Source organism: Paenibacillus sp. HGF5 (assembly GCF_000204455.1).
In the GTDB taxonomy this organism is placed as follows: domain Bacteria; phylum Bacillota; class Bacilli; order Paenibacillales; family Paenibacillaceae; genus Paenibacillus_AQ; species Paenibacillus_AQ lautus_A.
Genome location: NZ_AEXS01000036.1, coordinates 13,208 through 35,877 on the forward strand (window position 1 = coordinate 13,208; position 22,670 = coordinate 35,877).

The window sequence follows — 22,670 nt, forward strand, 5'->3', positions numbered from 1 at the left end:
ACCTCCAGCGAGCTCGTATTTGTCTAGATCGATTATTCTTGTCCCGGCATCTGGGGATCTTCCAGGGGATAATATCCTTCCGGATAATAGGTGTCCCATATATTCTTGAGCGAATCCTCGCGGGCGGCTTCGACTTGTATCGTACCCATCTCATAAAAACCATCCAGTTGCCGGTTCTGTATATTCAGCGTCAGTGAAGAACGGTCTTCGAAGCAGAGCGCTATGCCAAGCGAATAGGTTCCCGCCGCGATGTCCTGCAAGTGTACGATCTCGTTATGGACAAGGTCGCCGGTTAACCAGGAATGCGTGGCCGCGTGCAGCGGAAATTCATAGGACACGTCTTCCTGCTTTAGCTGCAGCCGCAGCTGAAATTCCCGATAGATTCTTGAGCTTCCCGAGTTTACGAACCAGAATCGCAGCGGCAGGCTCCCGCTGCCGGACACCGTTTCCGGGTAGGTTAGCCGACGTAAAGCAAGGTTGTAACCAAGCCCTAGGCTTACGTTGGACATCCCGGCATGCCAGCGAAAGGCCTCCCGTCTGATATGGGAACCGCCAGCTTCATCGGTCACATGGAGGAACACCGGGTAACTCTTCCATACCCGCTGCAAATGATGTTTGGCAAAGGCTTCGCAGCATTCGATCCAATTCTCCTCGCTGCACTTCACCAGCAAGCCAAAGCCGCGGCCGCGCTCCTTTAAATATTGAATCAGCGGTTCATTCTGCAAATCTGCAAGCAGTACCTGGGATCCAAAGGAATCGATATAGGCGTTCCATTCTTCCTTGCTGTTTGCCAAGGTCGAGATCAAAACGGCCGCAAGGCGTTGATCCGAATCCATCATACTGCCGACTTTTCGAATCAATGCCGCATAACATGCTTCGTGGTTATCCTTCGCCCATTCTGGCAGGTCCGGCGTCAGGAGAAGAACAGGATTCGTAATCGCTTTCAACACCTTGTCGATCCCTCCGAGCTTATACTCTCCTCGCGCAGGTTCTAGTTCCTTCCATGAAAAAGCCGCGTATTCGAATCGACCGTGGCTTGTATCGTACTCCTTGACCGACAAGGGCTTCGGCCTGATTTTGACGGTTTTGTATTTCTCGTAGCTCTCAAGCGAATATTTCCCCATCCTCTTCGCTCCTTTGTAAATGGCTGTCAACGGTTCCGCGGAACAACTCTATATCTGCGTCGGTTATATAAGGCATGCTGCCAATCCGGCTGATATCTTCCGTCAGCGCGATCATGCTTAACGTATTGAATCTGGCCCCGGTCCGCATATACTCAGCTGCCGCTCTTTGCAGCGAGGTCGGATATTCGCCTGTGTTCAACGCCGGATCAGCATTCCGGTCTCCAAAGACTTCATAGCGCAGCATGCCGTCCCCTTCATCGGTGGGATAATTATAAAACTGCCGTTGAACGTGGACGATATTGCTTTTTTCATTGTCCAAAACGAGCGAGAGCCTGGTATCATAAAGCCAGCTTGAACTCCAGAAGCCTCTGATGGGCAATTCCGGAAAATATCGATCATAGAACTCGATGGCCATCGCCATGGAATTCCTCAGCCTGTCCGGCGTGTACCCGGGCCCGGAAGGAATGTGAAGCGCCAACAGGGTATCCCCTTTTTGAAGCACGGTATCCCAGTCCTTCTTTAAGATCGGTGTCGTTTCTCTTTCGACGAATCCCATGGGATTGATCCGATTCGCTATAATGAATTCGGCATTCTCCTGCCATTCCGATGTGAAGCGGCCTTGCGAATCATAAACATCGTTGATTCCGTTCTGCTGTCCATCGCTGCGGAAATCCTCTCCGGGATGGCGAAGGGCAAGCACTTCCTGCGTATTCCTATGGCGGAACATGGTGAAGGAATCCTCGAATCGGTACGGAATAAAATAGAAGCGGTCCAACAGAAAGATGGAGCAGGTATAGAAATTCATCACCCACGGGAAATCATGAACCTTGGCATCGCCCTGCAGTGCCAATTTTTCCATTTGCAGCTTCAGCGGTTGATGCGGAATGTCCTCATAATAGGTTAGGGGTACGGAACGCTTCTCCAGCATCTTCATGGAGGGCACCACGCAGGCGAGCAGCAACAAAAACGAATATAATTCGCCGTACTTCTTCATGCATGCGGGTGTCATATTGGTATAATGGGCTTCATCACAGCGATTGCGCGCCGAGCACAGATCCTCCACCAAAAATTTGGTGAAATGAAACAATACGGCGTCTTCCTCTATCGCTAAAATCCCCTGTTCAATCCATTGCCGAGTCTCCTCGGGAGTCTGATATCGCTCAAAGATTCCATTCAAGAAGCCCCTTGGTATGAGATAGGGCTCGCCATCCGGTAGATAGCGATCATATTTAGCTTCCAATCCATCAGGCAGATAATCAAAATCACAGATCGCTGTTACTTCTTTATAATTCATCGGCCTTTCCATTAGCCTGCCTCCCCCTTTCGACGAATAGCTTACCCATCGGGTAAAAGCCGTCTTGATATCCCGTGATTGCCAGCTGGATATTCCCGATTTCCTTCACGCCGGTTTCGATGCCAATTTCCAGCATATACTCGCCCGCCGGCATATCGTTAGGAAGCGAAAACCTTTCTATCCAAGCAATATCCTCATCCGGGAGCCATTCCCTGATGTCTTCACTGCTATGAAGCGTATACGATCGACATTGGCCGGTTAACCTCACCGCCAGCGGATAACGATGATAAATCGGAGCGACGCCGACATTAGCCCACAACGCTTCGATGTTTAGCTCTCCGCCAACGTCCGCTATCGAATCGTACGCGAATTTCCTTAATTCGAAGCGGTAGCCCATCTTGTTAATCCAAGCCTTGACCTTCTCTCTCCAGGGTTCCGGCACTACCGTCCCTTTGTTGTTAAAGGATGAAATATGCCACTTGAGCGTTTCCTGTATGATATAGTCGATATCCCAGCCCTGCAGATACCAGTCATTCATATGCCAGCATGCTTCGAACAGGATCGGCGCTTTCTCCCAGGCATCGCCCATCTCAAAATTTTGAATATTTTGCGGATAGAAATCGGTCATATGCGACCATTGATCGCCATGAAAGCCGCCCATATCCCCCAAACAATCCACGCGAAATCCGACTTTGGCTTTGCGTTCATTTATGATCCGGATCGACAGCGGATCATGCAGCAGTGCCTGGAGAGGCGTTATTTTAAAACCGTCCAAGTAAGCATCCGTTATCTGCTTAATCGCGTCAGTCGTCAGAAATTCGGTTCCGCCGCCTTCCCCCCAGGCTCCGACTATGGTCAAATCGACCGAGCTGATAAGCGGATGGCCGTCAAAGCGGGCGGCAAACGCCTTGATGAAATCAGACCAATGCTCGGCATAGGGTGTAGTCAGAGGGTCTACTCTCCAGAACGGAAACTCGGGCTCCTCCGGATATTCGGCCCGGAACCAAGACGGGATATCATCCTCTTCGCTTAATGCGTACGGCGAACAGCGCACCACGGCAGTACAGCCTAATGATTTGGCGTAATCCAGCTTTTCCTCCAGTACGCTCCAGTCGTAACTCCCTTTATCCGTTTCGATGTCACGCCAACGAACGCTGCAGAAAAATACTTTGCTGTCCGGATGATTGTACGTCCTGCTGTCTTCCGCAAACTTATACTTGCGCTGCGCTTCCCCCCGGTTATCAACAATCCGTTCCGGATCTCCCATCAAGCCCGGCGCCGTGGTAAAGCCGATGCCCGGATTGGTCAACATTTCATCCGATATCATTGGGTAAACCGTTACTCTCTTGTTCATATCCCAACTCCCCCATGCACTAAACAGAACCCTCTGTTTGTTACGTTATTTGTTACGTTATTTCTGTTTCATTACACAATTTGTTTAGTGATTTCATGTTATATCATTCGCATGTTATCTGGCAATATCAATTTTGAAATACTACGAAATTTCTAGTGACAACGCGTGGAATATACATGTCACTCTTGATTTTGATTAAGGAGGAATGTAAAATGAAGTAACGTAACGATATTACGCAACAAACAACGTAACGAAGTCTATAATAAAAGCAAATCATTGTTTACAATGTAACATTCCTATAAACTCTAAAATGGCGATTATTAGTAACTTAAAAGGAGAATGTGTTTATACATGAGTACGATTCGGGATGTTGCTAAACTTGCAAATGTATCCACAGCCACCGTGTCCAGAGTGTTAAACAATGATACGAAGTATAAAATCACGGACGAAACCCGGGAAAGGGTTTGGCAAGCCGTTACGCAGCTCAACTATAAAATCGCATCAGGGCCCAAGCGCAAGGTTTCTGCTCAGGATCCGGCCGAAAGCAAATCGCATATCAAAATCGGATGCGTCTTAAGCGTCACCAAGGATAAATACAACGATCCCTACTTCATGTCGATCTTATCCGGCGTGGAAGAACGCTTGCTTGGTGCCGGTTACAACATGTCCTTTATCCGGACGGGAATTGAATTGAACGACAGCAAGATCCTGTTTAATACATTTAGCGAACCGATTACCGGCCTCATTCTCATGGAATCGCTCGATCATGAGACCTACGAATATATTCGCAAGCAGGTCCCGTACATCGTAGGTATCGATACGGAACGCGGGGATATCGACAATGTCGGCTACGATCATTACAATGTCGCTTCGATGGCCGTCAGCCATCTCATTGAAAAAGGCCATACCCGAATCGGATATATCGGGGGAAGCGGATTATCGAGCAATCTCAAAGACAGCCGCCGTTATCGGGGCTACTACGCAACCATGCATGCTGCCGGATTGTCGGTCAATCCCGATTGGGTGATTGATTGCATGTGGGATGAGGCGGTCTGCATCGAAAAAATCAATCATCTATGTACAACCCGAAATTTCCCGACTGCCTTCTTTGCCGGCAGCGATTTAATGGCTATGGCCGCCCTCAACGGCCTGTATAACAACGGTATTTCCGTTCCTGACGAAGTAGCGGTTATTGGGCTATCCAACATTGAGGTATCCAAGTATTCCAATCCGCCGCTGTCTACGATCGATGTGCCGATGAAAGAAATCGGCATGGTAGCTGTCGATAACTTAATCGACCGAATCAACGGAAACAAGCTGCTGCCCAAAAAGGTGATTTTGCCTACCCGCTTGGTGGCACGCAGCTCAACTTAAACGGCTTAATCACGAATTGTTAATTGCCTGCTCGGAAAGGAGGTGAAGGATTCGATTTTTTGAGAGTAAAAGAACAATTCTGTGAGGAGGTTTGACATGAAAGCACGGGGTATCCATTGGAAGCAGCCGTTTGCCCTAATTACCATGACGGCCATTCTACTTGCCTTATTCCCTTTTCCCCGCCTTACTTGGTCTGCAGAAGCTGCCTCTGCCTCTATCGTTGTTGACGGCGATCCGAGCGACTGGGAGGGCATTCCGGCCCTATCCACGAATACGGGAACGGCTCAAATCTTAAAGGCTTCCCATGACGACAAGAATCTCTATCTGCTTGTTCAAGGCTCCGGCATTAGCACTACGATGGGAAGCTTCTGGTTGAATACGGACGGGAATGCTTCTACCGGATATCAAGCTTTTGGCTGGGGCACGACAGGCGTTGAGTGGCTTCTCGAGAACCAATCCTTATACCGCTACTCAGGCAATGGAAGCAGTTGGAGCTGGAATTTCTCATCGTCTCTGACTTCTTCTCAATACGTACGTTCCTCATCTGTGATTGAAGCAGCGATCCCTCTTTCTACGCTTGGACTTGGCGCAGGCAGCAGCGTGAGCATCGGCTATCTGGATAACAATTCGGATATGCACCGCCTGCCGGCACAGAACCAGCCGCTTCCGGTCTATACCTTACAAGCACATGATCCGGGAGGCCAAATGATCGAATTCTATCCAACCGAGCTGAATGATCCGCTGAATAACCCGTTTAAAGGCTGGGCTCCATCCGCAAAATCTACCAATTACCCTCAACCTCACCGACTGGTATATGCCGGCGTGACTTGGAAGGAGTTTGAGCCGACGAAGGGCAATTATGATTTCAGCGCGATTGAAGCCTCCAATCATTTCGACTATTGGAAAAGCCGCGGCGTCAAGGTAATCCTTCGCTTTATTCTGGACAGTCCTTCCGGCGTGGCTCACCGGGATATCCCGGATTGGCTGTACAACGACATGGCAAGCCTGGGACAATCGCCGGGCAAGGCCTATCGCGACGATACTGGAGGCATGGGAGCCGGCAACAACACGGGCTTCTCTCCTAATTACAGTTCCGACTATCTGATCGCCAGGCACAAACTTGCAATCGAGGCGATTGCGGACCATTACGACTCCCCGGATAGCCCGATCGCTTTTGTGCAAATCGGTTCGCTCGGACATTGGGCGGAATTCCATACCTGGCCTTATGTCGGACCGAACGGGGAAAGCAACTATACGGGGGCATTCCCTCCGAACAGCATATCCAACCAATATATCCAGCATTATATCGATGCCTTTGCCGATCAGGAGGATTACACGCAGCTATTGATTAGACGCAGCGTAGAGCTGGCCAAGAATAACAACAAGGGTTTGATTCTGGGAATGTACAATGACGTCTTCGGCGATCAGCCGAGCTTCGATTCCGATTGGGGCTGGTATACAGGCACCCAGAACGGATATTGGGATGACATCGGCCAGCAGCAACCCGCACATGCAAACTTTTGGGATACGCGCGTCTCCGGCGGCGAATTCTATGGCGGTGCTTATGGCATGAATGCTGCGCTTACGTCAGGCAGCGGCTTCAATGAGACCCTTCGGCAAACCGAGCTCAGCAAGCCAAGCTGGCTGGGACCGAATTCTCCGGCTTCCCTGGCGGTGGGGAATCCATTGCAAGGCAACATCGATACGCTCAAGAAACGAATGGGTTATCACTTTGTCGTGAACAAGGCTGGATACCCGCAAGAAAATAGCGGAAGCACGCTCGAGGTATCCGTCACGGTGGAGAATAAGGGGGTTCAACACTTCCCGTTCAATTGGCCTCTTGAAATCCAGCTGCGCAGCGGCGGCCAGATCGTGGCACGCCAAACCACATCGGCGGACTTAACGACCTGGAGAACAGGGCAGCACACGGTCACAGGCTCTCTTCCTACGAATACACTGCCGAGCGGTACTTATGAATTAGCCATAGCGATTCTCGATCCATCGACGAACCAGCCGGCCGTTGATTTCGCTAACACAAACCGGCTTTCAGACGGAGCATATAAGATCGGTTCATGGACCAAATAGCATGATAACCGGATTTCAACTATCATAATAAAAAGAGCAGCAGATGGCCGCGTATCATTCACGGCAACTCTGCTGCTCTTACTTCATTTAAAGGCTATAGATCATGAACGCCAGGTTCTTACTCATGATTCCAGATGAAATGCTGCTTCAAGCTCGCGGATCCGTTCATCATCGATGTGGATAACATCGCCTAACGTTCTTGCCGACAAAATGGACTTCGCGCTGTACTCCGCAACTTCCAATCGGTCAAAAGCGTTGAGCAGGCTTTGACCGGCAACGATTACGCAGTTATTGTTCACAATGGCAATCGGCGTATTGGCTTTAAACAGCGAAGCGGTACGCTCAGGCTCATTATACACCGCATGAAAGGGGAGCTTCGGCGTTCCGCGAAGCAATATATAGCTTTCCGGAATCGTCCTCGAATCGAAGGCCGTGTCGGTGACCGCAAATGCCATAATGTTGGGAGGATGCGCGATGATGACCGAATGGACATGCGGCTGCGTGTTATAGATCGCTTCATGGAGGAAAACGGATTTGCTCGGCTGTTTGCCCGCTTCCGACTTGCCGTTCTCGATGCGGACGAGGTCCTCCGGTTCCAGATGATTGCGGTCTTTGCCATATGGCGTGATGACAAAATCGTTTCCTTGCAATCGATGGGAGAAGGTGCCCTGCGTGCTCGTGAACAATCCCTGTTTATACGCGCGTTTCATCAATCCGCACAAATCGCGGCGCAGCTCTTTTTCTTCCGACGTGCAGGAATCGCGGATGAACGTATCCATCTGCAGCGTGCTTTTGTTGCGCACGGTTTCGTAATCCTCATCGGTAAGCAGGACCGGTTTACCGATTCGACGCGCCTCAATCTCTAGGCGTGCACAGAAGTCGAGGGTTTCGAACCGACGAAACGCTTGAAAAAGATCCTCTCCCCCGACCACGACCCCGTGATTCTCCAGCATAACGGTGTCGATCCCTTGCTTGAAGACGGCTGCAATGTTCTCCCCGAGCTGCTCGCTTCCGGGAAGCGCATAAGGCGCGATTCCGATCTCGCCGCAGATTTGCCTTTCGTTCGGAAGCAGCCTTGTATCCGGAATGCGCCTTACAATGCTGAACGATACCAGTGCAGGCGGATGGGCATGAATGATCGACTTCAAATCCGGGCGGGCTTGATAGATGAGCCGGTGAAAGGGAAATTCGCTGGAAGGCTTGTGAATTCCCTCTACCCTGCCGTCCTCCTTCACGCATACCATATCCGATCGGTTAAGCGACCCTTTGTCCACTCCCGCTGGCGTAATCCATATATCCCCGTTATGGTCCCTGATCGACAAATTGCCTCCCGACGTGGTTGTCATCCCATGGTTGTAAATGCGATTGATAAAGAGAAGAAGCTGATCTGCCGGATGCACAAATTCCTGATTCATTCCTGCCACCGCCCTATCCGAATGTTTTTGTTTAGTTTTGTTTGTTTTTATTATACTGTTTTTTCTGTCGATTTTCGAGGAGAAATGTGGCAAAAACAATAACAATAGCCTTAAATAATATTGATGATGATCCTGAACCGGAACGTAAAAAAACAGGGATGATATCATCCCTGTTATCCCGTTTTGGCATAGTGGATCTTCACTTTAAGACCTAGGTATTACGGCCTTCCAGATCCCCTTCAAGCTCCAAATAGCGATCACGCAACATTCCCAATTCATCCTCCGACGCGTTCCAATAATTCCGTTGATGACTCTCCAGCAGAGTTTCCAGCATACTGTGATATGCAGAACGGTTATTGTCCCGCATTTGCTTGCTGCGCTGTTCGTCCGCAACATATTCCTTGTGAACCGAAGAGAAGATCCAGGAATCCACCTGGTTCGTTGTCGCTGCCAGACCAAGCAAATTTTCCGTTCGGTCGGCTATGTTCTGTGCACCGTGATAGTCATGCTTCAGCAATCCGTCCATCCACTTGGGATTAAGCAAGCGGGTTCGAACGCCTCGCTGAATCGATTTGCGTACTTCTTCCGTTAATGCCTGCTCGCGCGTGGTATCGGTGATATACATTTCCGCCCGACTGCCCTTAACGATTTCTACCGATTTCGCCAACCCTCCGAAAAATTCGTAATAATGGTCCAAATCCGTAATTTCGTGCTCATGATTGCTCCGAATTTGCGAAACGATATCCACGGCCGCCAAGTTGGCCTTATACAGCTCAAGCATTTCCTTGCCTCTGTAGTTGGAGCTATATACATGCTTCAGGCTGCTCATAAATGATGCGCCTATTTGGCTTTCCTCTTCCCACTGTTTGGTCTCGATCAGCTTGGTTATGGACGTTCCATATTCTCCTTCGGCAGGACCGTAAATGCGGGCGCACGCCAAATCCCAAGCCTCGTCGTGCCCGGCGCCGGCATTGCGCAGCTGTCGGTACAGCAGCTCCGAGTGCTGTTTGAACCCATTTTGATCCATCGGCTCATCCAGCTCGGATACTTCTTTAAAAATGCGATGAAGCATGAATAGCTGTTCCGGAAACATATCGCGGAAAAATCCGCAGATATGCACGACGACATTGATTCGCGGTCGGTTCAGTTCGGAAAGTGGAATGATTTCATATCCCATATGCATGGAATGTCCCCGTTCTTTGATCCTGACGCCCAGATAAGCCAGAATCTGGCCTAACGTCTCTCCCTGGGTTCGCGAAGTTTCCAGCCCCCACATCACGAGTGCCGTCGTTTCAGGATATTTTTGATAGGCCTCGTAGTACAGCTTCAAGGTATTCTCGGCAATTTTCAACCCGGTCGCAGCTGCCGTCCGGCTTGGAATGGATCGCGGATCGAACTGAACCAGGTTATTTCCGGACGGCAAAACCTCCGGATTACGAACGCTGTCCCCGGCTAGGCTAACCGGCAAATACGCCCCATCCAGCGCCCGCAGCAGGTTCTTAAGCTCCATATCCGCTTTGGTGGAGTGATATGCCGTTAACCCGTGATTCCAGATGTCGTTCCAGCGTGCCTTCATTTCATCCGGCAACTGTGGAGGCTCAGGGATGGTTTCATTATGAATGAAGGATAACACGGCATTTCCTACACACTCATCCAGCAGTTGCAGTCTTTCAATGTCCCGGTTTTCCAGCAGGCTGTCATAATCCCAAGCCATGGATGTTGCAAATACTCTTTGCAGCGATCCAAGCATGCCCTGCTCATGGCTCAAAATCATTTTCATATGCCCTGCCGCTTCTTCATGGTTGTAGCCCTCGCCGACGACATGCAAACCGTTCGGGATCACGGATCTTCGAATCCGATACAGCTCGATTTCGAGCTCTTCCAAATCGTCCGTTTCCATAGAAAGCGATGCCGCCTGGTCCCATATCCTCTTCTTTATGTCGGGAACACGCGTTGGATTCAGCCGTTCCGTTTCCCGGTACTCGTGCAGCATCGCTTCAAGCCCGGCATATTCACCATATAATCCGCTTGTCGCGAAGGGCGGGGATTGGTAACCGATCAAGGCAGCATGCGACCTTCGCTTCGCGATCATTGCCTCGGACGGATTTCCAACGTAATACATATAGAAATGCGGAAGATCTTGGATCAGGGCATCCGGCAAACAATCACCGGACATTCCGCTCTCTTTCCCCTCCAGAAACTCAAGGGTTCCGTGGGTTCCTACATGCAGGATGGCATCCGCCTTAAATTCGTCCCGAATGTATTGATAGAATGCCAGATATTGATGGTGCGGAAGAAGGCTCTTGTCATGGTAAGCAGCCTCGGGATGCTCGTGAACGCCCCGGCTGGGCTGGACCCCGATAAACAGGTTATCATTGAGCAAGCCGGGGATTTTGAATGCTCCCTCCTCCGTCGTCATGATATCGCCAGGCGCCTCTCCCCACTCCTGAATAAGCTCATCCTTGCGATTGGCAAACACTTTATTTTTTTGCTCATAAGCCTTATTGTCGTACGTTGGAAGCTCAACGGACCAACGCTCGTCCGTCCAGACTCCGGAATTGACCAATCCTTCCCGAAGGAAGCGTTCCCTTAATTCAGCTCCGGTAAAAACCTCTGTCGTGTAGCCGTGATCTTTCATCGCTGTCGCGATTCGGGATATGGATTCGAACGTATCCAGAAACGATGCCTGAAATAAATGCCCCTCTCCGGGAGGATAGTTATAGCCGATGATGGCGATACGCTTTTCCGACGGCAGCTTGGTTCGAAGGTCCAAATACCGCCGAACCCTGCTGATCAATCGCTGCGCCCGCTCCTCAATGATCCGCAGTTCCTTCGTATGAAGCTGCATTTCCTCATCGTATTCACGTCCGGATAAGGCGGCAATCGGAAGCATGTCGATGCTCCCGTCGAGTTCGGGCAGCATCATTTGGACCAAAAATTCGGACGGCGATAAACCTTGCAACGATCCTTCCCATTCTTCCCGTTCCCTTCGCGTTAAGAAGAACGGATGGAACATCGGCGCTTCAACTTCCTTTAATAAGGATAGGATCTCATCGCTTTTCCCTCCGGTTGGCCCCGCGCCGAGCCGGAACGGAACAAAATTTACGATCAGATCGATCTTCCCGCCCTGGGAGCCTCCTTGCATCAGCAAACTTCGCAGCCTTTGTGGATCGACGCGTACCAAGGAAGTGAGTGCGATGGGTAGGACATTCGCAAATTTCCGAAGGTCTTGAATGATACCGCCTACGATTTCACCGGTATGAAGCGGATAGCTGTACCCCATAAATAGCACGGCTACCGTCGGCAAATGGGTCCGAACGGGCGTCAAGCTCTGATAAGCCTTTAAAGATTCATACGGTCGCTTCAATAACGGGTCGTATATACCCAACGTCTCTAGAACAGAAGGCGGTTCCACCGGCGGCCAATCCGTTATTTGGCCAAATGTTGTAGCGATATAGCCCAGCATATGCTCCAAATTGTCGATACTTGAATGTCTCCAGTAATCAAGTAAGGTTCGATAATGCTCTAGATCTTGATTTATATCAATCCGAGCGGAAGAAGCCGACGGATCCCCCCGTTGACCGCTGCCGGCAATATCTTCATAACGCAGCGAGCCCAATCGGAACAAATCTTGAATCCCATCCGCATTCCCTCCTAAAATCACCTGCTGCGCCTCAAGACCTTCACAAAGATCATGAATGCGGGAAAGGGTTTGAGCCGGCGTACCGTGCGGATCATGAATAATAAACTCCGCTTCCTTTACCTTTGCTTTCAGCCGCTTCCATTCTTCATCCGACAAAGTTCCTTCTAGATTAAACACGGATAACGCTAGACGACTGCGAAAAGATGCGTCCCATTTCTTGTATAGCTGCGACAAATCCCTCATCGCTGCATGCGATGTCGTCAGAACGGCGATTTTCACTCTTGTCGCCTCCCCTCTATAATCATGTGATTGGTCATTTCATGGTGGTGCGGACAGCCCGCGCAATACCTTCGACATCTACGCGGTCAAGTAATCTGTACTCAGCGCCTAAAGCGTCAGCCAGTTCCCTCGAACGTCCCAATTTGACAAATCCCTGCTCCGTATCTAACACCAGGGAACGAATCCCGGCAGCGCGGATCAGCTTAGCCGCTTCCAGACATTCGTTCCAAATGTCAGCATACACGGTTAATCCGATGGAGCTTTCATTGGCACGGCCATCCGTTACGATGATCATGACCGGGAGCGTATCGTTATTTCTGCGTTTCTCCGAATGAAGCACCTTGTACGCTTGGGCAAGCCCGTCTGCCAGAGGCGTCTTTCCCCCTGTGGGAATGCTCCGAAGCTGCTTAGACGCGGCTTCGATGCTGCGCGTCACCGGAAGGATCAGCTCGGCTTCGTTGTTTCTGAAGGCGATCATACCGATTCGGTCTCTTTTCTCATAAGCATCCTGCAGCAGTGACAGAATAGCGCCTTTGACGGCGGTCATTCGCTTTCGAGCCGCCATAGACCCGCTGGCGTCAACGACGAACAGCAAGGTTGCCCCTACCCGGTTCTCTCTTTTCTTTTGACGCAAATCATCCAACTCAATGGCAAATGCCACCTCGTCTTTTTTTGTTCTGATTGCTTGATAGGGAGCCGCTGCGCGGATCGTGGCATCCAAAGCCACGTCGGTTCGCAGGTTCCTGCCCGGGTACATATACCCCATAGCTCTCCCTTTCTTCTGGTTGGCCCGAGATTTATTTCGTTTTCCCGATCCCTCGTGTTCAATCTTGCGCTTCCCCTCGAGCTGCAACGGCTTCATTGTAAACGTTTCGTCTGGCAGCAGCACCCGTTCCTCCAAACCTTCTGATACGTGCTGTCGATCATCCGCATGCTGCTCTACCGTACGGCTGGCCACATCTTGTTTATCAGAAGAAGCGTTGCCCGGATGATGGGGATTCCGTTTCGGTTCGTGACTTTTCTGTGGAGGCATTGGAGAGGAGCGGGCATGATCCTCAAGCGAATGTTCCGGCTGTTTACTGTTATTCTGTTCAGGTGAGCCGCTGCTATAAGCACGGGGCTTCTCCATTACATGTGTCATTCTGTGGGGAAGCACAAATTCAGCTATCTCCCGGATGTCGGCGGCGGTAACCGCGGAACGCCCATCCCAAGCCGCGGCAGCTTTGGCCCCTTCAATCAGACTGAGATCGCCCCTGGAGCTGCTGATTCCCGCTTCTCTGGCGATGGAGGCTGACAATTGAATCATGTCCGCGCTCACCTGAACTTGGGGAAGTGCTTGTGCGGAGGCTTCGACGCGAAGACGCAGCGTTTCGTCCTGTGGCCGATATCGGTTCCGGAATGCGAACGGATCATGCTCAAACTGCAGATTGCGCTGAATAATTTCTGCTCTTGCTATGGAATCGTGAATATCGTCCAACGTAACGCAGTAACCAAAATGGTCCAGAAGGGGAGGCGATACCCGGCCTTCATTGGGATCCATTGCTGCAAGCAGCATAAAACGGCTACTCCGAACCATGGATATTCCCTCTCTTTGCACAGAGATCGAGCCCGTAGACAGCGTGCTGACGATCTCCTTCAAGATCGCTTCAGACAGTAGATTCATATGGTCTACAAGCAGGAGCTGTCCATCGGCTTCTTCCAGCAATCCCGGAGCAAGCGCTAGCTTACCGCTTTTCATGGCGGCTGCCAAATCCAAAGCGCCGAGCAGCCGGTCAGCCGTAACGTTGACGGGAACGGATAGGATTCGGCGCGGCTTGACCAAAGAAGAGGCCGCATGCAGCAGGACGCTTTTACCTGACCCGGGATGGCCGTTAACAAGTATGCCTCCGATCGCTGGATTGACAAGATAGAGCAGCACCGCTCGTTTGGCCTTCTCTTGGCCCAGAATGGCACTGAATGGATACACCGGGGCAGCGCTCTTCCTTTCTTCCGTTATCATGACGGTACCCATTCTACTGAAGTCAGTATCGTCTGTAATCGCTGCTCAATGCCGCCGGTATCTTCAAACGGCTGCCGTCTCATGCGATGAGGCAAAACCAAGTGCGCCGCTTCTTGCATATGATCTAGGCTTACAGTTTCCTTCCCTTGCCAGGCAGCCAGGGCAACCGCCGTTTTGATGAGGGTGATATCGGAACGGTGTCCCTCCACCTCCAGTGCAATGCCGATTTTCGCTGCCAGCTCAAGCATATCGTCCGAGATGGGGATATGGCCCAGACGGTCTCGCGCCTGCAGAATCTGGTTCAATACTTTCTTCTGCTCCGTCTCATATCGCGCAGCAAATGAAGCAGGGTCCCGTTCATATTCCAATCGTCTGCGGATGACAAGCGTGCGCTCTTGAACGTCCCTTTCCCCGCCGATCTCCACCGACAGCGCAAACCGGTCCAATAGCTGCGGTCGCAGGTCCCCTTCTTCGGGGTTCATCGTCCCTACCAAAAGGAACCGTGACGGATGGGAATAGGAAATGCCTTCTCTCTCAACGGTATTAACCCCCATCGCAGCCGCATCCAGAAGCACATCCACGATATGATCATCTAACAGATTAATCTCATCGACGTATAAGATATGGCCGTGAGCCGCAGCCAGCAATCCGGGTTCGAATTTCTTTTCTCCTTTCTTGATTGCATGCTCGATGTCTAAAGCACCGACAACCCGGTCTTCCGTCGCACTAACCGGCAAATTAACAACGTTCAGATCAGGCACAAGCCCCGATAAGGCACGAACTGTCGTTGATTTCGCCGTTCCTTTTTCCCCTCGTATCAGAACGCCCCCGAGCTTCGGATTCACGACATTCAGAATGAGAGCCAACTTCATTCGGGATTGACCGACAATGGCTGTAAAAGGATATTGATGATCTATATGTTCCAATGCGTTCGACTCCTTATTTCTTGATTAAACCGGTAATCCGGCAAATCGGCTTGTCGCGAACCGGATCGGTTTCCACGGAAGCTTCAACACCAAACACCCTGCCCAGCAGATCCGGCGTCAAAACCTCGGATGGTGAGCCATAGCCTTCCACCTTCCCTGATTTCATCGCCAGGATATAGTCGGAATAGATTGAAGCGTGGTTAATATCATGCAGAACCATGATAACGGTCATATTTAATTGTTGATTCAATCCCCGAACCAGCTCCAAAACCTCCAGCTGATGGGCAATGTCCAGGTATGTGGTCGGTTCGTCCAGGAGCAGCACGCCGGGCTGCTGAGCCAGAGCCATAGCAATCCACGCTCTCTGTCTTTCCCCGCCAGACAGCGTATGCAGAAGTCTATCCTCATAAGGCGTAAGAGCGGTTGCCTCTAATGCCCATTCCGTGATCTCGCGGTCCTTGACGCTGACATGATTCCAGTAAGGCTGATGAGGCGTTCTTCCATATCCGACCAATTCCTTCACCGTGATTTCTATGGACTCTTGCGATTGGGCCATATAGGACAGCTGCCGGGCCACGTCCTTCCCGTTTAAATCGGATAACGGCTTGCTGTCAAGCAGAACCTGTCCTCCTGCGGGCTTTAACTGGCGCGCAAGCGCTTTAAGCAACGTGCTCTTCCCGCAGCCGTTCGGACCGATAATGCTGTACACGGATCCTTTCTCGAAGGAGATACCCAGATGTTGAATCACAAACTTATCCTGGTATTTCAGCGAAAGATCGCGAGTCTCCAAACGTGTCATGCTTTCCTCCTCCTTAACAGATAAAGGAAAAAGGGTGCTCCCAATACCCCCATGATGATTCCGACCGGAAGCTCAATCGGTGTAAACATCATTCTAGCCAGCGTGTCGCAGAACGTCAGAACGGCAGCGCCCAGCAATGCAGAGGACGGAATGAGAATCCGGTAATCTCCGCCAACAAGCAGCTTGGCGATGTGGGGAACGATCAGACCGACGAACCCCAGCAAACCCGCGATGCTGACGGCGCTGGCTGCGAGCAGCGTGGCGATTGCGGTTATCATTAAACGGGACAGCTCAACCCGCGTCCCCAAATTCCGTGCATTGACGTCACCCAGCATCATAATATTCATCTGCTTGGAGTAGATCATCGCCAGAAGAAGACCGATAAGCGAGTAAGGCAGTATGGTCGAGAGATCCGGCCAGCTTTTCGCTGCAAGCCCGCCGACCATGAAGATTAAAGCGCCATGCACGCGGTCGCTGTAAAAGGTAAGCATCGCCGATATCCCGGACCCCAAGAATGCGGAGACAGCGACGCCGGACAGAACGATCCGCAGAGGGCTAACGCCATCCTTCCAAGACAAAAGATAGATAATGAACGCGGCGAGAGTCGCTCCGAGAAATGCTGCGGGCGTCAGTAAGTAATCATATTGCGGTACAACCACCAGCAGGAAAATCCCGAATAGTCCGGCGCCGCTGGAGACTCCGATAATGTGGGGGTCAGCGAGCGGATTGCGCATGACGCCTTGCAAAAGCGCACCGGAAACCGCGAGGTTCGCGCCTACAAGCATCGCGACAAGCGTCCGCGGAAGCCGGATATTCCAGATAATATCCCGGTTCATCCCAGGCAGCTCATGATGCAGGATACCCGTGACAATGTCCCGAAGCGGAATCATGACGGCACCGGTAGCTATACTGATCAAGCACGCCGAAGCTGCGGCGATCGTGAAAATAATGATCAGGGATGCATGACGGACCGACCTATTCAACATCACCATAGATCTCCGGATACACCAGCTTGGCTAAATACGCCAGGGATTCATCATAGTGAAGCCCCGGGTTGGTAAGAAACAGATCGGATGGTACGACAATGACGTGGTGTTCCTTGACGGCCCCGATGGAGGCCCATGCCGGATTGTTCTCAAGCTCCTCTTTAATCTTCTTCTCGCCAACGGTCTTTTGTCCGTGGATAATCAAAAAGATGTAATCCGGATCCTGTTTCACAAGCGTCTCCATGCTGTACGGCGTCGTGGTTGGACTGTTAGGCGACGATTCCAGATTCTCGGCAGCGTTGGTCAGACCCAACATCTTCGCTATTTCTAGACCCGATGTGCCGTTCTTTTGTATCGAGATTCCGCCCGGCGTGACGTTCATGTTGATAAAGGTACGTTCCTCATCCGGTAATTTTTCCACGATTTCGTTTACTCGAACCTCCAGAGCTTCAAGCTTTTCCGGGAGCTGCGCTTCCGTACCCGCTATCTTCGCCATCCATCCGGCTTTGGTTTTCATATCCTCGTAGCTTGACAGACTCATCAAGGCAACAGGAATCCCGCTGCTCTCCAGCGATTGCACAAGCTCTTTATGAAACCGCGCCTGCCCGATAACCAGATCGGGTCTGAGCGCTACAACCTGTTCCAGGTTGATCTGGCTGACGCTGCCGACAGACGATATCGCTTCAGCCTGTTCGGGAATGGAAACGCCGGCCGCTTCCATCCGTCCTACTGCCTCTCCGCCGACTTCGTATAATAGATCAAGGAATTCAGGAGATAGCACGACGATGCGCTCGGGCTGCTGCTGAAGCGTAATAGTGCGATCCGTCGCATCCTGGAATGTTATGTAATCTTCCTGACCTGCGGAAGTATCAGTATCGGACTGTACCGGTAGCGATGCATTGTCACTCGGCTTGGTTTCCGGACTGCCGGAAGTCTCATTCCCCCCACAAGCTGACATGATGAATGTGAAGAATAAGAGAAATGAACTGACAGCTACGACATAAGCTGTTTTCTTGCGTTGGTTGAATCTGAAGTACATGGATTTACTTCCCCTCCCGATGATAAGTTTGTCTCTAAGCTACCAATCTTGCGTTTGGTCTTCAGAGGTAATATTATTCGTAATTATTACGATTAACAAAATATACTCTATCCCGATTATACGTTGATGTCAATCATTTTCAGAAAATCGTAATCATTCTTATTAGTTTAGGTCATGAACTGATATCGAGAAGAAAAACGTCTATCGACGTACATTCTAAGTAGACAGACCGCGTTTAGCTGAAGCTTTTCTTGCGAGTTAAGGATGGTTACACCCCCGAAGTTATACTTTCTTATCTCATAAAAAAAGCCGCCAAAATGGCGACTTCGCAAGTGTGTTTAATTTGTGCGGCCAGCAGCGCCACGGCGCTTCAGGCTCGACATTATTTAATAAAATCAACCATAGGATAGTCTGCAGATGGGGAGTTCAGCAGCGGCTGTGATGCACCCTTTAGATGATAATCGAAAAAGGCAGCGACATACTCTCTATGGGCGGCGTTCGTCCGTTCGGGTTCAGCTGTCCCGATAAATTGCTGGACAACTCGCGGCGAAAGGCTCAGCTTCTCTTGAAGCTGTGGAAGGAGCGACTGATAATCTGTAAATGTATAATGTGCTCCCTCAGGTATGCTTAAATCGAGCTTCCAGCCGGTCGAATGCTGCCAGAACGATTGACGGTCCATCGCGGTTAGATGGGAATCAACCTCGCCCTCCTTATTGTAGCCTGAATTCATGAGCATGAAAGGACGATCCAAACCGTGCTGCGCCACCGGGAGCGGGTTATCGGGCATATGCCCCATCGTTCCATCCATATCGATGCCGGCGTCAACCCGGTCATCCTCATACATCACCTGAGCAGCGGTAGCCCCGCCTGCGGAATGTCCGAATATTCCGATCTTTGACAGGTCCCATGTTTCTTGAAGTCCCGCGGGTAAAGGCTGATCGCCTGGATGACGGCCTTCCTTTATGAGTTCGAGTTGATCCAATACATATTGGATATCATCCACTCTTACCTTTAGCATTTTCAGAACCGTTTCTGCACTGAAAGACGGTAATGACTCCGTGGCCACACGTCCATCGGGAAACTGGACCGCAGAGGCTTCATACGTATGATCGACTGCAACCACCACATAACCTCTGCTGGCCAAGTCTTCGACTACAGCCGTCCCGAAGTTTCTTGGAACAGACCCGCCGGGTGTGTAGATGAGGATCGGCCACCTATCGGCGTTGCTCACTGGAGGTGCATTCACCCAAGAGTGTGTGCCGATACCGGATAGATCGACTCTGCCGGGATCCAACCCGATCGTGGAGATCGTGTTTTCATCGTAATACTTTGCTGCTTCGGGCTGCATGTACAAAGCCTTCTGCTCGCTTTTCCCCGTGGCCGGGTACCATATGCTGACCATCAGCTCCCTGTCTCTGTCCTGTTTCCATGGGTCCACCCGGTTGTCATCCTTGAAGTGCATTTCCATCGTACCCACAGCGTATTTTCCAGTAGGCTTTGGAAGCTGTAACTGGATTTTCTCTGCCGGGCCCCTTTCATCCTGCGTTGCTGGGGTTTCCGTGCCGAAGAATATGCCAATCAGTACAAGAAGACAGAAAGTAATGGCTATAGCTGCAATTCTTGCCACGGGGGCAGCCTTTCCATGGACGATCCTGCTGATGGAGTTGACCGTGAGCACATAATAAACCGTATAGATCAGGATAAACACAGCGACGCAGATCAGGATGGGCAGCAAGAGACTGGCGCCTGCCATATTGCTGAATAACCTTTTCAACAATTGCAGGATGACCATGTAGTGGGCAAGCCCAATCGCGAGCGGCAAAGCAAAAATGAAGGCGTTCTGCTTGATGATGGCCATACTGATTTCTTTTCCGCTTACGCCGATTTTTTTAAGAATATCGAACCGAGGTTTGTCTGTTGCCGCTTCTGTCAATTGTTTGAAATAGATCATGCTTCCTGTCGCCATGACGAAAACAAGTCCAAGAAATCCTAATATAAACACATTAAAGGCCGCTTCTTCGATTCCAAGCCGGTATTCAGAATAAAACGAAGACAAGTTCGATTCCGGCGTCTTCAGCGCCGCCAGCGCATCGGCCGTGTGCTTCGTCGTCTTCTGTTCCTGCACGGCATACCCGACATAGCGGGTCGGCGAAACTTGCGCCTCGATATTGTCATAGGTGCCGTTACTTACAACAATCATTACATCCGGATAACTCCAATTGATGATTCGTTCTACGGTCATCCCTGCAAAAGCAAGGGTTAGCCGTTGATCAGGCAATTCGATGCCGACCGTTTCGCCTTCGTAATCGGACCATTCATAGTCCGTATACATAGGCCGGATCGCAACGGCTTCATCCTGTTCGATCGGATCAAGAGCAGGGAATCGCAACGCCTTTGCCACTTGGTTGTATTGATCGATCGAAACCACTTTTAGCGGGGTTTTGTCTGCTTCGATCATTCTCTCCGGAAGGATCTCCGGATCGGAAGCCTCCCCTTTAGTCTCCAGCACCGGAATCGTCATTTGCGCTATAATCGGATGCGCTTCATCCCCGCGTATGATATCGTCTACCTTCTGATTAAACGCATGGTCCTGAGCAACATACATGTAGCTAAACGGAGCCGTGAGCTTCGATGTTTTGTCAAAAGTGAAATACGCACCTAATCCGACACTGAAAGCGCACAGAGCTGCTGCGGATAACAGGGAAATGACGCTTAACAAACGAGCGTTTCCTTTAATCCGGTACACCAAATTAGAGGTGATGACCAGATTCATGCCTTTATAGTAACTTCGCTTTCTCTCCTTGGCCGTTCTCAACAAGACAATGACCAAGGAGGAAAAGAGCAGAAGCGTTCCGGCGATAATACCGACGGTCATCACGCTCAGATTGACAAGAATTTCTTCGTTGACGGAAAAATCGCGGAAGGCGAATCCATATCCAGCAGCCAGGCAGAGAACTGCACCCACCGCCGATAGAAACGACGCTTTCGGTTCCTGCTCCCCTTTCTGCTCCGCGCGAAACAATTCAATGAGTTTAAAGCTGTAGATCAATCGATAGCCTTGGATCGACGTCGCCAAAATAATCACCATGAACACGATAAGCGTATGAACCAGCGCGCGAAGGGAGAAAGCCATGCCTACCTGTACCGTCGTCCCCAGCAGCTTGATTAATATCATGGCGAACAGCTTGGACAACAATGTGCCGATCATGATTCCTATGATTAAAACCGTCACCCCAATGATCAGGTTTTCATAAAACAGCATTTTCCCGATCTTTTTTTTGGGCAAACCAAGCAGCGCGTATAAGCCTGCTTCCTTTTTACGCTGTCTCGAAAAAAAACGGTTGGAGTACATGATAAAGACGGCAACAAACACAATCAATAGGATGGACGCCATCATAAAAACGGATTGCATGCTCTGTGACGATTCGATTGAACTCGTAATTTCTTGGCTGTACTGCAAAGAAAGAAACGTATAATAGATGATGACGCTGAACAGGATGGAAATGAAATAGATGGCGTAGTTTTTGAAGTTCCCTTTCATGTTCTTTTTCACGATGTCAAACAAGGTCACTTGCATTTCCCCCCAGTACGGTCAATACATCCAGTATTTTTTTGAAAAAGTGTTTGCGGGATGCCTCGCCTTTCGTCAGTTCCGTGAAAATGCGACCGTCCTTAATAAACAGCACCCGCTTGCAGTAACTTGCCGCAAACGTGTCATGGGTGACCATCAGAATCGTTGCCTGATCATATTCATTCAAGTCCTTCAGGCTCTCCAGCAGGTCGGTCGCCGATTTCGAATCCAGAGCGCCGGTCGGCTCATCGGCCAGCAGCAGGCTGGGGCCGGAAATCATGGCGCGTGAAGCCGCAGTCCGCTGTTTTTGCCCTCCGGAAATCTGATACGGGTATTTGTCCAGAATCGGGGTGATGCCGAATTTGTCCGCGATCTCCCCCACTCTAAACTCCAGTTCTTTGACATTCATCTTGGCCAGCGCCAAGGGCAGCAGGATGTTCTCCTTCACGGTTAACGTGTCCAGCAAATTGTAATCTTGAAAAATGAATCCCAGTTTATCCCGGCGAAAAGCGGATAGCTGTTCCTCATCCATCTTCAGCACGTCCATCCCGTCAATCACAACGTCTCCGGAGGTAGGCTGATCGATCGTCGCCAGCACATGGAGCAACGTCGATTTGCCTGCGCCCGACGGCCCCATGATCCCTACGAACTCTCCCTCCTGCACGGACAAATCGATATCATCCAAGGCGGTATAGACATTTCCTTTTACGCCATAAACCTTTCGAACCTGAGCCGCGTTCACTACCATTTTCATGTTGATCTTTCCTTCCTGGTTATCAATA

14 protein-coding genes are annotated in these 22,670 nt (G+C 50.6%); 2 read left to right on the forward strand and 12 right to left on the reverse strand.

What is annotated here, in order from left to right:
* Window positions 1-32: 32 nt before the first annotated feature.
* The 3 genes from HMPREF9412_RS06430 to HMPREF9412_RS06440 are packed head-to-tail and all read right to left on the reverse strand — an operon-like array spanning window position 33 to window position 3,772.
* Window positions 33-1,124 carry a DUF4832 domain-containing protein gene (locus tag HMPREF9412_RS06430; protein WP_009590581.1) on the reverse strand — a complete coding sequence of 364 codons (1,092 nt, stop codon included), beginning with the start codon at window positions 1,122-1,124 and terminating at the stop codon, window positions 33-35.
* A complete protein-coding gene (locus HMPREF9412_RS06435) occupies window positions 1,105-2,430 on the reverse strand; it encodes an acyltransferase domain-containing protein (RefSeq protein ID WP_009590575.1) in 1,326 nt (441 codons plus the stop codon). Before HMPREF9412_RS06435 ends, HMPREF9412_RS06430 begins: the two co-directional genes overlap by 20 nt.
* Window positions 2,408-3,772 carry a DUF4832 domain-containing protein gene (locus HMPREF9412_RS06440; protein WP_009590568.1) on the reverse strand — a complete coding sequence of 455 codons (1,365 nt, stop codon included), beginning with the start codon at window positions 3,770-3,772 and terminating at the stop codon, window positions 2,408-2,410. Before HMPREF9412_RS06440 ends, HMPREF9412_RS06435 begins: the two co-directional genes overlap by 23 nt.
* 351 nt (window positions 3,773-4,123) lie before the next feature.
* Between HMPREF9412_RS06440 and HMPREF9412_RS06445 the strand changes: the two genes are divergently transcribed.
* Window positions 4,124-5,146 carry a LacI family DNA-binding transcriptional regulator gene (locus tag HMPREF9412_RS06445; protein ID WP_009590609.1) on the forward strand — a complete coding sequence of 341 codons (1,023 nt, stop codon included), beginning with the start codon at window positions 4,124-4,126 and terminating at the stop codon, window positions 5,144-5,146.
* A gap of 96 nt (window positions 5,147-5,242) precedes the next feature.
* Window positions 5,243-7,231: a DUF4832 domain-containing protein gene (locus HMPREF9412_RS06450; protein WP_009590584.1), complete on the forward strand. Its 1,989-nt coding sequence runs from the start codon at window positions 5,243-5,245 to the stop codon at window positions 7,229-7,231.
* A gap of 122 nt (window positions 7,232-7,353) precedes the next feature.
* On the opposite strand, the gene HMPREF9412_RS06455 is transcribed toward HMPREF9412_RS06450, so the two are convergent.
* The 9 genes from HMPREF9412_RS06455 to HMPREF9412_RS06495 all read right to left on the reverse strand — a co-directional run bounded on the left by HMPREF9412_RS06455 (window position 7,354) and on the right by HMPREF9412_RS06495 (window position 22,642).
* Window positions 7,354-8,646 carry a class II aldolase/adducin family protein gene (locus tag HMPREF9412_RS06455; RefSeq protein ID WP_036671496.1) on the reverse strand — a complete coding sequence of 431 codons (1,293 nt, stop codon included), beginning with the start codon at window positions 8,644-8,646 and terminating at the stop codon, window positions 7,354-7,356.
* Between the two features lie 211 nt (window positions 8,647-8,857).
* Window positions 8,858-12,568 (reverse strand): cobaltochelatase subunit CobN, encoded by a 3,711-nt coding sequence (locus tag HMPREF9412_RS06460; protein WP_009590605.1) that lies wholly within the window; start codon window positions 12,566-12,568, stop codon window positions 8,858-8,860.
* Between the two features lie 34 nt (window positions 12,569-12,602).
* Window positions 12,603-14,567 carry a VWA domain-containing protein gene (locus HMPREF9412_RS06465; protein WP_009590600.1) on the reverse strand — a complete coding sequence of 655 codons (1,965 nt, stop codon included), beginning with the start codon at window positions 14,565-14,567 and terminating at the stop codon, window positions 12,603-12,605.
* Window positions 14,564-15,493 carry an ATP-binding protein gene (locus tag HMPREF9412_RS06470; protein ID WP_009590598.1) on the reverse strand — a complete coding sequence of 310 codons (930 nt, stop codon included), beginning with the start codon at window positions 15,491-15,493 and terminating at the stop codon, window positions 14,564-14,566. The genes HMPREF9412_RS06465 and HMPREF9412_RS06470 overlap by 4 nt, the downstream gene beginning before the upstream one ends.
* Window positions 15,494-15,506: 13 nt before the next feature.
* The gene (locus HMPREF9412_RS06475) at window positions 15,507-16,292 is read right to left on the reverse strand and encodes an ABC transporter ATP-binding protein (protein ID WP_009590612.1); all 786 of its coding nucleotides are present in this window, start codon (window positions 16,290-16,292) and stop codon (window positions 15,507-15,509) included.
* On the reverse strand, window positions 16,289-17,278 hold the full coding sequence (locus HMPREF9412_RS06480) for a FecCD family ABC transporter permease (RefSeq protein WP_009590593.1): 990 nt from the start codon (window positions 17,276-17,278) through the stop codon (window positions 16,289-16,291). The genes HMPREF9412_RS06475 and HMPREF9412_RS06480 overlap by 4 nt, the downstream gene beginning before the upstream one ends.
* Complete coding sequence (locus HMPREF9412_RS06485; RefSeq protein ID WP_009590578.1) at window positions 17,268-18,317, reverse strand: ABC transporter substrate-binding protein; 1,050 nt, start codon at window positions 18,315-18,317, stop codon at window positions 17,268-17,270. Before HMPREF9412_RS06485 ends, HMPREF9412_RS06480 begins: the two co-directional genes overlap by 11 nt.
* A 382-nt stretch (window positions 18,318-18,699) precedes the next feature.
* Window positions 18,700-21,888: an FtsX-like permease family protein gene (locus HMPREF9412_RS06490; protein WP_009590576.1), complete on the reverse strand. Its 3,189-nt coding sequence runs from the start codon at window positions 21,886-21,888 to the stop codon at window positions 18,700-18,702.
* Complete coding sequence (locus HMPREF9412_RS06495) at window positions 21,875-22,642, reverse strand: ABC transporter ATP-binding protein (RefSeq protein WP_009590569.1); 768 nt, start codon at window positions 22,640-22,642, stop codon at window positions 21,875-21,877. Before HMPREF9412_RS06495 ends, HMPREF9412_RS06490 begins: the two co-directional genes overlap by 14 nt.
* Window positions 22,643-22,670 lie beyond the last annotated feature (28 nt).

Coding starts and splice junctions, on each gene's coding strand:
- HMPREF9412_RS06455 (WP_036671496.1), bottom strand. CDS start 8,646: ATGAATCAGGAATTTGTGCATCCGGCAGATCAGCTTCTTCTCTTTATC.
- HMPREF9412_RS06480 (WP_009590593.1), bottom strand. CDS start 17,278: ATGTTGAATAGGTCGGTCCGTCATGCATCCCTGATCATTATTTTCACG.
- HMPREF9412_RS06475 (WP_009590612.1), bottom strand. CDS start 16,292: ATGACACGTTTGGAGACTCGCGATCTTTCGCTGAAATACCAGGATAAG.
- HMPREF9412_RS06485 (WP_009590578.1), bottom strand. CDS start 18,317: ATGTACTTCAGATTCAACCAACGCAAGAAAACAGCTTATGTCGTAGCT.
- HMPREF9412_RS06435 (WP_009590575.1), bottom strand. CDS start 2,430: ATGGAAAGGCCGATGAATTATAAAGAAGTAACAGCGATCTGTGATTTT.
- HMPREF9412_RS06495 (WP_009590569.1), bottom strand. CDS start 22,642: ATGAAAATGGTAGTGAACGCGGCTCAGGTTCGAAAGGTTTATGGCGTA.
- HMPREF9412_RS06465 (WP_009590600.1), bottom strand. CDS start 14,567: ATGATAACGGAAGAAAGGAAGAGCGCTGCCCCGGTGTATCCATTCAGT.
- HMPREF9412_RS06430 (WP_009590581.1), bottom strand. CDS start 1,124: ATGGGGAAATATTCGCTTGAGAGCTACGAGAAATACAAAACCGTCAAA.
- HMPREF9412_RS06445 (WP_009590609.1), top strand. CDS start 4,124: ATGAGTACGATTCGGGATGTTGCTAAACTTGCAAATGTATCCACAGCC.
- HMPREF9412_RS06440 (WP_009590568.1), bottom strand. CDS start 3,772: ATGAACAAGAGAGTAACGGTTTACCCAATGATATCGGATGAAATGTTG.
- HMPREF9412_RS06450 (WP_009590584.1), top strand. CDS start 5,243: ATGAAAGCACGGGGTATCCATTGGAAGCAGCCGTTTGCCCTAATTACC.